General features: G+C 72.4%; 11 protein-coding genes. 9 read left to right on the top strand and 2 right to left on the bottom strand.

Annotation, left to right across the window (positions count from 1 at the left end; genetic code table 11):
• Positions 1-3: 3 nt before the first annotated feature.
• Positions 4-1,977, bottom strand: coding sequence for a protein kinase domain-containing protein (locus H180DRAFT_RS16265; RefSeq protein ID WP_055486803.1), 1,974 nt, complete (start codon positions 1,975-1,977; stop codon positions 4-6).
• Between the two features lie 226 nt (positions 1,978-2,203).
• On the opposite strand from H180DRAFT_RS16265, the gene H180DRAFT_RS16270 reads away from it, so the two are divergent.
• The 4 genes from H180DRAFT_RS16270 (at position 2,204) to H180DRAFT_RS16285 (ending at position 6,179) form a co-directional block, all read left to right on the top strand.
• Positions 2,204-2,884 carry a DUF4956 domain-containing protein gene (locus H180DRAFT_RS16270; protein WP_074466835.1) on the top strand — a complete coding sequence of 227 codons (681 nt, stop codon included), beginning with the start codon at positions 2,204-2,206 and terminating at the stop codon, positions 2,882-2,884.
• A 227-nt stretch (positions 2,885-3,111) separates the two neighbouring features.
• A complete protein-coding gene (locus H180DRAFT_RS16275; protein ID WP_055486804.1) occupies positions 3,112-4,521 on the top strand; it encodes an aspartate aminotransferase family protein in 1,410 nt (469 codons plus the stop codon).
• A gap of 48 nt (positions 4,522-4,569) precedes the next feature.
• Positions 4,570-5,247, top strand: coding sequence for a GntR family transcriptional regulator (locus H180DRAFT_RS16280; protein WP_055486805.1), 678 nt, complete (start codon positions 4,570-4,572; stop codon positions 5,245-5,247).
• A 278-nt stretch (positions 5,248-5,525) separates the two neighbouring features.
• On the top strand, positions 5,526-6,179 hold the full coding sequence (locus H180DRAFT_RS16285) for a hypothetical protein (protein ID WP_055486806.1): 654 nt from the start codon (positions 5,526-5,528) through the stop codon (positions 6,177-6,179).
• A gap of 63 nt (positions 6,180-6,242) precedes the next feature.
• On the opposite strand, the gene H180DRAFT_RS16290 is transcribed toward H180DRAFT_RS16285, so the two are convergent.
• A complete protein-coding gene (locus H180DRAFT_RS16290) occupies positions 6,243-6,932 on the bottom strand; it encodes an SLATT domain-containing protein (RefSeq protein WP_079100164.1) in 690 nt (229 codons plus the stop codon).
• A 211-nt stretch (positions 6,933-7,143) separates the two neighbouring features.
• On the opposite strand from H180DRAFT_RS16290, the gene purD reads away from it, so the two are divergent.
• From purD to H180DRAFT_RS16315, 5 genes are all read left to right on the top strand, one after another.
• Positions 7,144-8,403, top strand: a complete 1,260-nt coding sequence (gene purD / locus H180DRAFT_RS16295) for a phosphoribosylamine--glycine ligase (protein WP_055486807.1) — start codon at positions 7,144-7,146, stop codon at positions 8,401-8,403.
• Positions 8,404-8,902: 499 nt separating this feature from the next.
• Positions 8,903-10,483, top strand: coding sequence for a hypothetical protein (locus H180DRAFT_RS16300; protein ID WP_254666045.1), 1,581 nt, complete (start codon positions 8,903-8,905; stop codon positions 10,481-10,483).
• 83 nt (positions 10,484-10,566) lie between these two features.
• A complete protein-coding gene (locus H180DRAFT_RS16305) occupies positions 10,567-12,063 on the top strand; it encodes a N,N-dimethylformamidase beta subunit family domain-containing protein (RefSeq protein ID WP_055486809.1) in 1,497 nt (498 codons plus the stop codon).
• 240 nt (positions 12,064-12,303) lie between these two features.
• Complete coding sequence (locus H180DRAFT_RS16310; RefSeq protein ID WP_055486810.1) at positions 12,304-13,257, top strand: phosphoribosylaminoimidazolesuccinocarboxamide synthase; 954 nt, start codon at positions 12,304-12,306, stop codon at positions 13,255-13,257.
• 311 nt (positions 13,258-13,568) lie between these two features.
• Entirely contained in the window at positions 13,569-14,591 is a 1,023-nt protein-coding gene (locus H180DRAFT_RS16315; protein WP_254666046.1) for a helix-turn-helix domain-containing protein, read from the top strand.
• Positions 14,592-14,694 lie beyond the last annotated feature (103 nt).

Below are 14,694 nucleotides of genomic sequence, written 5' to 3' on the forward strand. Positions count from 1 at the left end.
AGGTCAGTTGACCCGGCCGGTGAGGCGGTCGCTCTGCATGGAGCTGAGCCGGCCGACGAGGACGAGCGCGAGGATCGTGGCGGGGATGCTGAAGAAGTCGGTGAAGATCGCCACCGCGACGGTTTCCTGAGCCGCCTCGACGCCGGTCTCGCCGTACCAGCTCTCGTAGTCCAGCAGGGAGAAGAGGAAATAGAACAGCCACATCGTCCACCAGCCGTTGACGATGCCCCGCCGTACGCGGGGTTTCGGCCCGTAGCCCTGCCACTGCGGTGCGGACGGATCGCTCGCGGACCAGACGTCGTTCATGACCTGCTTGGGCATGAACAGGTTGCACACCGGTACGAACCACGAGCCGACCGCCATGGCCGACGAGTAGCGGACGCGGCCGGGCGCGAAGTTCTCCGCGTTGACCCGCACCCGCCAGAACCAGACCAGCCAGAGAACGATCACGCTCAGCGCCAGCAGGCCCTCGGCCGTCTCCACTCCGACGGTGGCGCCCCGGAGCCGGCCGTAACCGGGGATGCGCCGGAGGTCGTCGGCGAGAACCACGTTCGCCTGCACGCTGTCGAGCTTGCCGACCACGAGACCGTCCACGACGACCGCGATCACACCGATCAGCAGGTGGAGGCCGAGGAGCACCGTGAGGGCGTGCGCGATCCGGCGGGGCGAAACGGCCGGCCGGAGCGGCTGCGCCGGCCGTGCGCCGCCGGGCCCGCCGGGAGCGGGCCCGTGGACGGGTCCCGGAGCAGGGCCGTGAGCAGGGCCGGGAGCCGGGCCCGGGAAGCCTGCCTGCCACGGCTGTTGCGGCGGCGGTTGCGGTGGTGGCTGCAGCGGCGAGTACGGGCCGGGGGCGGGTGGGCCGTAGAGGCCGTGCGGCGGCGGGGTGGATGCCGCGGGCCGTCCCGAGGGCGGCGGTGCCGAGGGCCCCTGGGGAGCAGCGGGAGGCGGCGTCGACGGCGTGAGCGCCGCGCCCTCCTCCCGGCGAGGCCATGAGGACGGCGCGGCCGGACCGGATGCCGCGGGCGCGGGCCCGGCAGCGCCCACGGCCTCGGCGCGCGGCTGCTCGACGCTCTCCGGGTCCTCGCTGTCCAGCAGCTGTACGGCGTGCCGGCCCAGCTCGGCGAGCACCTCACCCGGCAGCCAGGTGCCCTTCAGCTCGCCCTCCGTGCGCTGCATCAGCGTCTCCAGCGCCGGTCTGTCGCCCGGCTTCTTGGCGAGGCAGGAGACGACCATCTCGCGCAACGGGCCCTCCAGCCCGGACAGTTCGGGCTCCTCCTCGGCGATGCGGAACAGCAGCGCGTGCACCCCGCTGTCCGCCGTGCCGAACGGCATCCTCCCCGTCGCCGCGTATGCCAGTACGGCGCCCAGGCAGAAGATGTCGCTGGCGGGCGTCACCTGCGTCCCGCGCACCTGCTCCGGCGACATGAATCCGGGGGAGCCGACGAGCGCGCCCGTCTGTGTCAGCCCGCCCGCCGACTGCACGGCGGAGTCGAGGGCGCGGGCGATGCCGAAGTCGATGACGCGCGGGCCGTCGATGGTGATGAGGATGTTGGAGGGCTTCAGGTCGCGGTGGACCAGCCCGGCCCGGTGGATGTCGCCCAGCGCGCGGACCAGTCCGGAGGCCAGCCCCGTCACAGTCCGGTGCGGCAGCGGCCCGAACTGGTCGTCCACGACCTCGGAGAGGGAGGGCCCGGCGATGTAACCGGTGGCGACCCACGGCGTCGCGGCCTCGGTGTCCGCGTCCAGTACGGGCGCCGTCCACGTACCGCCGACCTTGCGGGCCGCGGTGATCTCCTGGGCGAATCGGCGCCGGAAGTCGGGCTGCCGGGCGAGTTCGTCCTGCACGGCCTTCACGGCGACGGTGCGGCCGCGGCCCGAACGGGCGAGATAGACCCGGCCCATGCCCCCTTCGCCGAGCCTGCCGAGCAGCCGGTAGTCGCCGATCCAGCGTGGATCCCCGGCGCTGAGCCCCTTCATCTCCGTACCTCTTCCCCCCGGATGATTCGAGTGCCACGAGAATAGATCGGCGGGCACCGGGGGTTGAGGGGAGCCGGGAATCCGATCCCGTAACGCGTCCTGCACGGGGCACGGGGGCGCATCCGGAGGGCGCCCCAATTGAGATGACAAGCTCTCAATTCGCCCTAATTGATGGGCTGATGAGCGTAAAGCCTTCGCTGTTCACCGGCTGCCTTATTTTCCCGCTATGGACTCGGTCAGCCAGATCCTCTTCCATTTCGCGCTGGATCTCGTATCCGTGTGCGTACTGACATTCGCCGTCTACTATCCGCGGCACCGGCGGCGGGACCTGATTCCGGGGTATCTCGCCCTGAACGTCTCGCTGTTCGCGCTCGCCTCGGCCCTCGGCCGCAGCGGCGACAAGGGCGGCATCGCACTCGGATTCGGGCTGATCGGGGTCTTGTCGATCATCGGCCTGCGTTCGGAGTCCATGCAGAACGAGGAGATCGCCTACTACTTCACGGCGCTCGTCCTCGGTCTCATCTCCGGCCTGCCGAACGTGAGCCTGCTGCTCGCGGCGATGCTCTGCACACTGCCGCTGGCAGCCGTCTGGATCGGCGGCCACCCGCGGCTGTTCGCCCGTACGCTGCGCGCCCTCGTCACGGTCGACGAGGCCGTCACCGAACCGGCGGCCATCGAGTCCTTCGTGCGGGAACGGCTGGGGGAGCCCCTGTCCTGGAAGATCCAGGAGGTCGACTACGGACGGGACCTGACGGTCGTCGACGTGCGGTACCGGCGTGCGGGCACCGCACGTCACGGCGGCGGGCCGAGGCTGCGGGCGGTCGTGCGGCCGCCGCGGCCGCGGGAGTCGCCCCGGGGGGTGCGGGAGTCCCCGCGGGACCCCCCGGGGGAGAGCGTGCCGTCGTAGAGCGGGCCCGGCCCCGGCGGTGCGCGCGGCGCCGGAGCGGACACGGAGGCGTCGTTGCCGGGGGCCGGGAAAAGCGGGCCCGTGGCAACCGCCGGCGCGGTTCCGCGTGCCCGCGGCGGGGAACGGCCCAGGGTACGGCGGTGCAGCGGTGTTGATTGCCCTGCTGGGGCACCCTCTAGGCTGTGGCCGTCCCACCCGGCGCCTTCCCCGAGCTGAGGAGCCACCACGTGACAAGTACGAGCACGAACCCGTCCACCGCCGCGGGCCCTGCCGCCGCCGTCCCCGACCCGGCCGCCGGCGAGGCCGTACGAGCCGCGGACCGGGCGCACGTCTTCCACTCCTGGTCCGCGCAGGGGCTGATCGAACCGCTGCCCGTGGCCGGCGGCGAGGGCTCGTACTTCTGGGACTACGACGGCAACCGATACCTGGACTTCTCCTCCCAGCTGGTCAACACCAACATCGGGCACCAGCACCCGAAGGTCGTCGCCGCCATCCAGGAGCAGGCGGGCCGCATGTGCACCATGGCCCCCGGCTTCGCCGTCGACGTGCGTGCAGAGGCGGCGCGGCTCGTCGCGGAGCGCACTCCCGGCGACCTGGACAAGGTCTTCTGGACGAACGGCGGTGCGGAGGCCGTCGAGAACGCCGTCCGCATGGCCAAGCTGCACACCGGACGCCCGAAGGTGCTGAGCACGTACCGCTCGTACCACGGCCACACCCAGGCGGCGATCCACATCACCGGTGAACCGCGCCGCTGGGCCAACGACACGGGCTCGGCGGGCGCCGTGCACTTCTTCGGCCCGCACCTGTACCGCTCGCACTTCTACGCCGAGACGCAGGAGCAGGAAGCCGAACGCGCCCTCGCCCACCTCGAGGAGACCATCGTCTACGAGGGCCCGGGCACGATAGCCGCGGTGATCCTCGAGACGGTTCCCGGCACCGCCGGCGTCCTCGTGCCGCCGCCGGGCTACCTTGCCGGGGTCCGCGAACTCTGCGACCGCCACGGCATCGTCTTCATCCTCGACGAGGTCATGGCCGGATTCGGGCGCACCGGCGCATGGTTCGCCGCCGACCACTTCGGCGTCACCCCGGACCTGATCACCTTCGCCAAGGGCGTCAACTCCGGCTACGTACCGCTGGGCGGCGTGGCCATCTCCGCCGAGATCGCGGCCACTTTCGACAAGCGGCCCTACCCGGGCGGCCTCACCTACTCCGGCCATCCGCTGGCGTGCGGTTCCGCCGTGGCGACGATCAGCGCCATGGCGGAGGAGGGCATCGTCGAACACGCGGCGCAGATCGGTGAGAACGTCATCGGCCCCTCGCTGCGGGAGATGGCCGAACGCCACCCCTCGGTCGGCGAGGTGCGCGGCATGGGCGTCTTCTGGGCGCTGGATCTCGTACGGGACAAGGAGACCCGCGAGCCTCTCGTGCCCTACAACGCGAGCGGCGCGGACAACGCCCCCATGGCCGAGTTCGCGGCCGCCTGCAAGCGCGGCGGTGTGTGGCCGTTCGTGAACATGAACCGCACCCACGTCGTTCCGCCGTGCACGATCAGCGAGGCGGAGGTCAAGGAGGGGCTCGCCGTCCTCGACGAGGCACTCGGCGCCGCCGACGCCCATACGACCTCGGGGCGGGACTGAGGCCGGGTCCGGGCGAGTTCGTCTCGCGAGCCGATTCGGGCCGAGCCGATGATCAAGCGAAGTACGCTGCGGGCGCAGCTCGCCGGCGCTCTGCGGGACGAGATCCTGGCCGGGAGACTCCCGGCCGGGAGCCACTTCACGGTCAAGGAGATCGCCGAGCAGTACGGGGTGTCCGCAACACCCGTGCGCGAGGCGCTGGTCGACCTTGCCGCGCAGGGGCTGCTGGACGTGGAGCAGCACCGCGGCTTCCGCGTCCACGAGTTCACGGTCGACGACTACAGGTCGATGGTGAAGGCCCGGATGGCGGTGCTGGACGGGCTGTTCCACAGCTACTTCACGGCCGACGGGCCGGTGCCGATGCTCACGCTCGACGACGCGGTCCTCGCGTCGGTGCGGCGCCGGGCGGAGGCCGCGGTGCGGGCTGCCCGCGCCGGTGACCTCGACGTGCTGATCGGCTACGACCTGCGCTACTGGCGGGAGTTGGGTGAGGTCATCGGGAACCGTTACATCTCGGACTTCCTCGACCGGCTCCGCGTGCAGTGCTGGGTCTGCAGCGTGCCCTGCCTGCGCAGCGACCCGGATCTGGTGAACCGGCTGTGGTCGGGGCACAGGGAACTGGCGGACGCCTTGGAGCGCGAGGACATGGAGGAGACGCGGCGGATCATGTCCGATTACCACCGGCACGCGCTGGCGCTGGCGGACAAGGCCTCGGGGTTCGGTCCGTGAGCCCGGCCCGCGCGTCGGCCGGCACCGGCACCGGCTCCGGCGTCCGCGCGGCCGGCACCGGAGGCGGTGCTCCTGTGGCCGGAGCCGCGGCCGGAACTGGCGCTCCTGTAGCCGGAACGGTGGCCGGAACCGGGGCCGGAGCGGTGCTCCCACGGCCGGAACCGCGGCCGGGGTGACCGGTACCGGCGCTCTTCCCCACGTCACCGCCGTCGGCACTACGCTGTTGCGACCGGGCCGGGAACTCCCCCGGCGAAGCGAAGGGAAGGGTGGAGAATCCCTTGGCATGTGATCTCTGGTTGGTTCCTCTCGTCGACGTGCTGTGCCACAGCCCCGACAACCCCTTCGCCGAGGAGATCGCCACGTACGACAAGGCGCTGACGGAAGCAGGACTGCCGCCCGTGCCCGTCTACAACTACATGCCGGGCCTGTCGGGGGACGTTGCGCCCGTCGCCGGGTTCGACTACGACGCGCTCCACTTCCTGCGCCGCGCGCACATCCTGCAGATGTGCAACCTCGAGGTCACCCCCGTCGACGAACTGGGCGGCGACTACGAGCAGTTGCTGGAGATGTTCGAGACGACGGTGCAGCAGTCCCACCTGGTGTGGCACTACGACCACGCGGGCGCATACGTGCCCCTCGACTTCCCCGTGCCGCTCGCGAACGACGAACTGATAGACGGCGGCGGGCCGCTGGGCTCCAGCCACGGTCTGCTGCGTGAACTGGAGGCCGTCGCACCGTACCTGGGCATCGACCCGGCCGCGCCGCCGCCGGTGCCGCAGGCCCCGACGCGGCCCACGGACCTGGCGGAGCCGGCGGAGACGCCGGTCGCCCACGGGGACGGGCCGTTCGCGCGGGAGCGGCACGTGTGGCTGGGGCTGCACGCGGCGGCCACGCGGAGCCTGGCCCAGGGGTCGATGATCGTCTTCAGCTGACGCGAAGTGCGCGGCCTCCCGGCACAAGTGCGCGGCCTTCCGGCCCGGGCCGGAAGGCGGCCGTCACAGCGGCCCCTCGGGCGGTCGCTGGCGGGGCATGCTCGGCCGGAACCCCGGCGGGGCGGGGAAGCGGTGCACGTTGTGTCCGGCGGCGCAGACCTCCGCGGGGCGCGCCGCCCGGGTACCGACCGCCTGCGGGGCCGGCGCCGCGGGAGCGGCCCTGAACTCCAGCATCCAGTCGGCGGTTTCACTCCTCACGATCTCCGAGACGTCCTCGGTGAAGCGGCGCAGCAGCGACAGGCCGCGCTCCGCCGCCTCGCTCGCCCCGCCCTCCGCCGGTCCGAGCATCTCGCGCACGGATTCCGACGCCCAGTCGTACTGCAGGGTCTCCAGTCGCCGCTGGATGGCCTGCGCGGTCGCGACGTCGCGGATCCAGCCCGAGGTCAGCCCGAAGTACCGGTCGGCGCACACGCACGCCAGGGCGCCGAGCAGCGCCAGATAGCCCCACACGGCGTGCCGCGCGGGCAGCGTCCCGGTCAGGGTCAGCAGGGGCAGCACCGCGGCGCCGGCGGCGCCGAGGGACACACCGGTGCGCAGGGCACGCGCGCCCCACTGCTTCCAGGTGCGGTCGGAGAGATACCAGTCTGCGACGATCAGCGCGCGCTGCTCCACCCATACGTACAGCTCGTCGAGGCGCTCCCCCGGCTCACCCCAGTCACCGAGCGGGAACGCCCGTCCCGCCCCGGGCCGCATCTCCGGCTTGCTCACCGCCACACCCCACAACACACGCGCCACGACGACGACTTTTCGAAGGGCCCTTCCTACCGCCATAAGTGGGGGCGCACTGCCGGTTTGCGGACGAAGTACCACCGAAATGCGCACTGTTCAGGTATAGGACGGATTCCACTCTCACTCGAAAGAGTGCCCCGTGAAGGACGTGCAGGCCGACGTCTAGGCTGCTCCCGTGAGGATTCTGGTCATCGGCGGCGGCGCCCGCGAACACGCCCTGTGCCGCTCTCTTTCGCTCGACCCCGAGGTCACCGCGCTGCACTGTGCACCCGGCAACGCAGGCATCGCCGAGGTCGCCACGCTGCACGCGGTGGACGCGACGGACGGCTCCGCGGTCGCGGCGCTCGCGGAGACGCCGCAGGTGAGGGCGGACCTCGTCGTCATCGGACCGGAGGCGCCGCTCGTCGCCGGTGTCGCGGACGCCGTACGGGCGCGCGGCATCGCCGTGTTCGGCCCGTCGGCGCGGGCGGCGCAGCTGGAGGGTTCCAAGGCGTTCGCCAAGGAGGTCATGGCGGCTGCGGGCGTGCCGACCGCCCGCAGCCGGCTGTGCACCACGCCGCAGGAGGCCGACGAGGCGCTGGACGCCTTCGGTCCTCCGTACGTGGTGAAGGACGACGGGCTCGCCGCGGGCAAGGGAGTCGTCGTGACAGGCGACATCGAGGAGGCCCGCGCGCATGCCCGCGCCTGTGAGCGGGTGGTCATCGAGGAGTTCCTGGACGGGCCCGAGGTCTCGCTCTTCGCGGTGACGGACGGCGAGACCGTCGTGCCGCTCCAGCCCGCTCAGGACTTCAAGCGCGCCTACAACGGCGACGAGGGCCCCAACACCGGTGGAATGGGCGCCTATTCGCCGCTGCCCTGGGCGGACCCGAAGCTCGTGCAGGAGATCGAGCAGACGGTGCTCCAGCCGACCGTCGACGAACTGCGGCGCCGCGGAACGCCGTTCTCCGGGCTGCTCTACGCGGGCCTCGCGATCACTTCGCGCGGTGTGCGCGTCATCGAGTTCAACGCCCGCTTCGGCGACCCGGAGACCCAGGCCGTACTGGCGCGGCTGCGGACGCCGCTGGCCGGGCTGCTGCACGCCTCGGCCACCGGAGGGCTGGCCGGCTTCCCGCCGCTGAGCTGGAGCGAGGAGGCCGCCGTCACCGTCGTCGTCGCGGCGCGCGACTATCCGGCGACGCCCCGAACCGGTGACGTGATCGAGGGGCTGGACGCGGTGGCCCGGCAGGACGCACCCGAGGCCTACGTGCTGCACGCGGGCACCAAGCGGGACTCGAAGGGGCGCGTCGTCAGCGCGGGGGGCCGGGTGTTGTCCGTCACCGCGACGGGGCCGGGGCTCTCCGGAGCACGCGAACGGGCCTACCGGGCGCTGGGGCGCATCCGGCTCGACGGCTCGCACCACCGGACGGACATTGCGGCCGGGGCGGCGGAGCAGTAGGCGAAGCCCAGGGCCGCCCGGTGGCCGCCGGCGACCGCGCCATCGAGGACGCCCCGCGCGCCACGGCCGCGCGCCACGGCCGCGGCGGCCCACTTGCCCATACCGGACCGCACGCCCATAGCCGACCGCACCCCCCATAAAGGGCACGCGGGGACAGGACGGGCACCCTGCTCACCCCCCGGTGACGCAAGAGCTCTGCCCAAAGCCATTCCATCGAGTGACCGGACACCGGAGCGGCTGACGGCTGACAGGCCCCCAACTAGGGTTCCGCGCAAGCCGTATGGGCGTTCGCGGCCCTGTTTTCTGGCCGTGCCCGGCTCTGCCTTCTCGGCCGTGCCCGGCCCAGTCCCGAGTGGCCCTGCGCACGTTGCGGTGTCGGCGCGCGGTGCCACAGTGGGACCACCGAAACCCGGGAAACCGGACACGTCGTGATGGGGGTGAGCAGTTCGTGGTGGGCCGCCAGGCAGGGACGCGCTCCGCGCGCTCGCACGCTCTCTCCGTGCTCCGCATCCGCGGCACGGCGCTCGCTCTCGCGCTGCTGCCCGCGGCCGCCGCGGTGATACTTCTCGCCGCCGAGACGACGGGCCGGATCGGCCCCGGCTGGTCGGGCGTCCGGCTCGCCGTGACCGGCCTGGCGGCGCTGGCCCTGGCGGTGGCCGGCGGCGTCGCGGCCGTGATCGCACGGTCGCGTCCGGCCGTCTCCCCCACCGTTCCCGTGGAGGAGGCCTCCGCCGCCGACCTGTACGACCTGGTGCGGGACCTGGCCGAGCGGCTGGAGGTGCCGGTTCCCTCCGCCGTGGCCCTCACCCCGGACTGCGACAGCTGGCTGGAGGACCGCTCGCACCGCACACGGGGGCGCGTGGCCCCCGTGCTGGTCATCGGCTCGCCGTTCCTGTGGTGGATGAGGGTGGCGGAGCTGCGTGCCCTGCTGGCGCCCGTGGTCGCGGGCACGGGGCCTTCCCTGCACCCGGACATAGCCGCCGCCCGCCGGTTCGTGCGTGGGCTGGACGCGGCCGTCGCCGTCGCCGACAAGGTGCACGCCGGGCGCCCCGGCGCGGGCGGGCCCGGCGCCGCGGTGCGCCGCGCGTGGCTCCGCTTCGCGGGCGGCTGCGCCCGGTTGATGCTGCGGGCCTGCGCGCCGCACGCGGCCGAGATGGAGCGCGGGGTCGCCGCAGCCGCCGCAGCCCGTGCACAGGGTGTGGATCACGCGCTGCGCACGGCGGCGCAGGAGCAGGTTGGCCTCGCCTACGCGGGCTGGGACAGGCTGCTGACGCGGGTCGCCCTGCCCGCCTGGCGCATCGGCCGGTGGCCGGCCCGCCTCGACGCGGGAGTCGTCTCCGCGCTGACCGACCTCTCCCACCGTGACAGTCTCGCCGAGGGCTTCACCTCGCGCCTCGGCGAGCGGCCCGCCTGCGATCTGCTCGACGAGCCGGGTGCCGTCGACGAGGCGGTCTCGCTGCTCGCCGCCCGCCTCTTCCACGGCGGCCCGCCGGAGCCGGGCCCGGACTGGGCGCCCGTCGACTGGCAGAAGTATCCGGAGGAGGTCGTCGACCGCATCTGGCGCACCCGCGCATCCCGCCTCTTCACGCACCTCGCGGCGCTGGACCGGCCGGGCGGCGGCGCGGTCGGCGGTGGAGCGACACCGGCCCGGATCATGGAGTGGCTGACGGACGGCGCGGAGGCCCGCACGGAGGAGCTGGCCGCCCGCATAGGCGCCGCCGTCGCGCGCGAGTCGTCGCACGAGTCGTGGGAGGACCCTCTCGTGGCGCCGCTGATAGCGCGCCCGGGCGACGGCGCCGGTGTCTCGCCCATGGGTCTCCCGCTCCATGAGCCCCGCAGCGGGCGGGAGTTGATGACGGAGCACATCACAGCGCTGATCTGCTGCGCGGCTGTGGACACCGCGGGAGCCGCCCCCGGCCTCGACTGGCTCGACGGTCCGGCGCTGCTCGTCGACGGTGCGCGCACGGCCGACCTGACGGGCCCCGTGCTCGAACTCGTCGAGGGCGGCGACGCCGAGCCGCTGCGGGAGTGGATGGCACTCGTGGGGGTCAGGCCGGACAAGCCCGTACGCCTCGTATGATGCCGGGCGGTGACGTGCTGCTCGCGTAATGTGACGGTGCGGCTCTGTCGGGGGCGTCGACAAGCAGGGGGGTTGGGGCAGAGGTGGGCAAGGCAGACATCCGGCGATGGGAGTCCGGGGCGCTTGCGCACGCGGTCACGGACCCGTTCGGGCAGGGACCGCTTCCCTGGCTGCGCTTCGGTGAGCAGTACTTCGACAACGGCCGCATGGTCCCCTGGTACGTGGACCACACCGGCCTCGAGGACGTGCTCGCCGGCGAGCGCATCCGGCGCAGCACGGGCGTCGGCCGCCCCCGCACCGCGGACGACCTGCACTGCCAGATCAAGGGCTTCGCGGGCAGCGACGGCGGCACGGCCCCCGGCGAGTCGCTCGACTTCCGCATCACCGTCGACCCGCCCCAGTCCTTCGGCGTCGACATCTACCGCATCGGCCACTACGACGGCGACGGCGCCCGGAAGATCACGACCAGCCCGCGCCTGTCGGGCATCCGCCAGCCCGACCCGCTCGCCGCCGGGAGGACGGTCTCCTGCCACCACTGGTGGCTCTCCTGGCGGCTGCAGATTCCCGAGGACTGGTCCACCGGTGCCTACGTCGCGGTCCTCACCACCGCCGACGGGTGCCACCGCTCGCACATCCCCTTCACCGTCCGCGACCGCACCCCCGGGGATCTTCTCCTCGTCATGCCGGACATCACGTGGCAGGCCTACAACCTCTTCCCCGAGGACGGCCGCACGGGCGCCAGCCTCTACCACGCATGGGACGAGGAGGGCCGGCTGCTGGGCGAGGCGGACGCGGCCGTCACGGTCTCCTTCGACCGCCCGTACGCCGGGGCCGGCCTGCCCCTGCACGTGGGTCACGCCTACGACTTCATCCGCTGGGCCGAGCGCCACGGCTACGACCTCGCATACGCGGACGCCCGCGATCTGCACGCGGGCCGTGTCGATCCGTCCCGCTGCCGGGGCGTCGTCTTCCCCGGCCACGACGAGTACTGGACGGTGCCCATGCGCCGTGCGGTGGAACGGGCGCGTGACGCGGGCACCTCCTTGGTCTTCCTGTCCGCCAACACCATGTTCTGGCAGGTGCAGTTGGACCCGCTGCCCGGCGGCGCCCCCGACCGGCTGCTGACGTGCCGCAAGCGCCGCGGCCCCGGCCGCGCCGCCCAGTGGCGCACCATGGGCGAACCCGAACAGCTCGTGCTGGGCATCCAGTACACCGGCCAGGTCCCCCGCCCGTACCCGCTGGTGGTGCGCAACGGCGGCCACTGGCTGTGGGAGTCCACCGGGGCGGCCGAGGGAGACGAACTGCCCGGCCTGGTCGCGGGGGAGGCCGACTGCTACTTCCCCCGTACGGGCCTGCCGGAGCACTCCGAGCGCGCGCTGCTCGCGCACTCCCCGTACAGCGACGTGCGGGGTGTCCGCCGCCACCAGGAGACGTCGCTCTACCGGGCTCCTTCCGGCGCGCTGGTCTTCTGTTCCGGCACCTTCGCCTGGTCGCCGGCGCTGGACCGGCCCGGACATGTCGATCCCCGCATCCAGCGGGCGACGGCCAACCTCCTCGACCGGGTGAGCAAGCGGAACTGAGGGCGAGGGCCGCGGGAGCCAGGCGTGCGAGGCGCCGAAGCGACCGGCGGCGGCCCGGACCGCCGCCGGTCCGCCGGGCCCCGAGAGGTGTGCGAACCCCTCGTACGGGACAATCGGGAGCCGAAGCGCTTCCTGCGGTGTGTCCCTCGCTCCCCCTCGCCTCTCCCCGCGCTCGCCGGGAGGGCTCCAGGGAGGTGCCCGGGGCACCGGGGAAGACCCTGAACCGACCCCGGAGGACTCGTGTCCGGATTCGTGGAGAAGCCCGACCCCGTGCAGGTCCCGGGCCTGCTGCATCTGCACACAGGCAAGGTGCGCGACCTGTACCGCAACGAGGCGGGTGACCTGGTGATGGTGGCCAGCGACCGCATCTCGGCGTACGACTGGGTGCTGCCGACCGAGATCCCCGACAAGGGCAGGATCCTCACCCAGTTGTCGCTGTGGTGGTTCGAGCAGCTCGCCGACCTCGTCCCCAACCACGTCCTCGGCACCGACGTGCCCGAGGGCGCCCCGGCCGACTGGGAGGGGCGCACCATGGTGTGCCGTTCGCTGCGGATGATCCCGGTGGAGTGCGTCGCACGCGGCTATCTGACGGGTTCGGGTCTCGCCGAGTACGAGCAGTCCCGCACGGTCTGCGGGCTCGCACTGCCCGAAGGGCTCACCGACGGCTCCGAGTTGCCGGGCCCGATCTTCACGCCCGCCACGAAGGCGGCGGTCGGCGACCACGACGAGAACGTCAGCTACGAGGAGGTCGCGCGCGAGGTCGGCGCGGAGACCGCCGCCCAGCTGCGGCAGTTGACGCTCGCCGTCTATCAGCGCGCCCGTGACGTCGCCCTCGACCGGGGCATCATCCTCGCCGACACCAAGTTCGAGTTCGGGTACGCGAACGGAGCGGACCGCGGCGACGGCATCGGTGTGCAGGCCGAGTCGGACGTCGGCCTGGTCCTCGGCGACGAGGTGCTCACCCCCGACTCGTCCCGCTTCTGGCCCGCGGACAAGTGGCAGCCGGGGCAGGCGCAGGAGTCGTTCGACAAGCAGTTCGTCCGCGACTGGCTGTCAGGCCCGGAGTCCGGGTGGGACAGGAGGGGGGAGGAGCCCCCGCCGCCGCTCCCGGAGAGCGTCGTGGAACAGACCCGCACCAAGTACGCGGAGGCGTACCGGATGCTCACGGGGCTCGGCTGGGAACAGGTGAACTGATCACGAGCGTGGGCCCCTCCCGTGGGCCCCTCCCACTGCGCGTCGCGGTGGGGCGTCTGCGCATCCCGTGTGATCCACGAGCTGAACGCACGGCGCTTTACCCGGAGTTGAATCGTCCGTCCGGGAGGGTGCATACGGGGGCAGATGCGCAGTAAATGAAGGGCCCTTTCGAAAAGGTATCCCTCCGAGGGGTGTTCGGCGCCTTCGTTTTTTCTATGCTCGGTGTTCTGTTCCGCATGTGGGTGCTCAACTTCTGACCACCGCCCACGTGCACGGGTCCAGGCGGGGCGACCGGGCAGGGGGAATTCACCGTGGGTACGAATGAGATGTCCTATCTGGGTCTCACCGAGGAGCAGGAACACATGTACCGGCTCTGTCTGAGGGAGCCCGGCATAGGACTCGACGGCCTCATCGACCAGCTCCGTCTGCCTCCGAACACGGCACGCAGGGAGCTGCGAAGACTGCGTGAACTGGGCCTGCTGCGATCCGTGGGCGCCACCGGCGGGCGGGGCCAGGCGGGGGAGGAGGGGCTCGCCGCGGCGGACCCGGACGTGGCGGTGGCCAGGCTGCTCGATCTGCGCCTGCACGAGCTGCACGAGAAGCTTCAACGCGTCACGCAGCTCCAGCCGTTGGTGGCGTCGCTCCGTGCGGAGCGGGGCGAGGTGCGGGAGCCCGCCGTCGTCGGCATCGAGCAGGTCACCGACCCGGCGAAAATCCGCGACCGCATCGACGACCTGGCCTTCTTCGCCCGTGAGGAAGTCGCCCTCGTGGAGCCCGGGGTCGCGCTGCGCCAGGACGAGATCGACGAGGCTCGCCCGCGCGTGCTGCGCTGCCTGCGAAGAGGGCTGACGGTGCGCACCGTCCTCGTCCGCAAGGCCCTCGACCACGAGCCGACCGTGGCCTATCTGCGGGAGCTGGAGTCGTACGGGGCGCGGATACGGCTGGTCACCCACACCACGGCGAAGATACAGATGTACGACCGCCGCACGGCCGTCGTCCCCGTCGACCCCGAAGACACCGCTCCCGGCGCGTTGTTCGCGCAGGAGAGCGGACTGGTCTCCAACATCCTCGCCCTCTTCGAGTCCATCTGGGCCGAGTCGGAGGATCTGACGTCGCTGCTCGGGGAGTGGAGATCCGACGCCGACACCCCTTCGGAACTGGAACGGATGGTGCTGCGCGCGATGTGTTCCGGAGGCAAGGACGAGGCGGGAGCGCGCGATCTGGGTGTGTCCGTACGTACGTACCGGCGTTACATCGCGGACCTGATGCAGCTCCTCGGTGCCGGGAACCGGCCGCAGGCGGCGCTGCTGGCGCGGGAGCGCGGCTGGATCTGACCGGCGCAGCGGGTGCCCGCGGCCAACGGGCAGGAGCCGGCGCCGGAGCGGCGGAACGGGAGCCGGTGGCGGACCTGCTGGCGGGACCAACGGCGGGGAAGCG

Origin of the sequence: Streptomyces sp. WMMB 322, assembly GCF_900090145.1 — a bacterium.
In the GTDB taxonomy this organism is placed as follows: Bacteria; Actinomycetota; Actinomycetes; order Streptomycetales; family Streptomycetaceae; genus Streptomyces.

What these genes read in the sequence shown, in the direction of transcription:
- H180DRAFT_RS16265 (WP_055486803.1), bottom strand. Translation starts at nt 1,977, where the DNA reads ATGAAGGGGCTCAGCGCCGGGGATCCACGCTGGATCGGCGACTACCGG.
- H180DRAFT_RS16270 (WP_074466835.1), top strand. Translation starts at nt 2,204, where the DNA reads ATGGACTCGGTCAGCCAGATCCTCTTCCATTTCGCGCTGGATCTCGTA.
- H180DRAFT_RS16280 (WP_055486805.1), top strand. Translation starts at nt 4,570, where the DNA reads ATGATCAAGCGAAGTACGCTGCGGGCGCAGCTCGCCGGCGCTCTGCGG.
- H180DRAFT_RS16290 (WP_079100164.1), bottom strand. Translation starts at nt 6,932, where the DNA reads ATGCGGCCCGGGGCGGGACGGGCGTTCCCGCTCGGTGACTGGGGTGAG.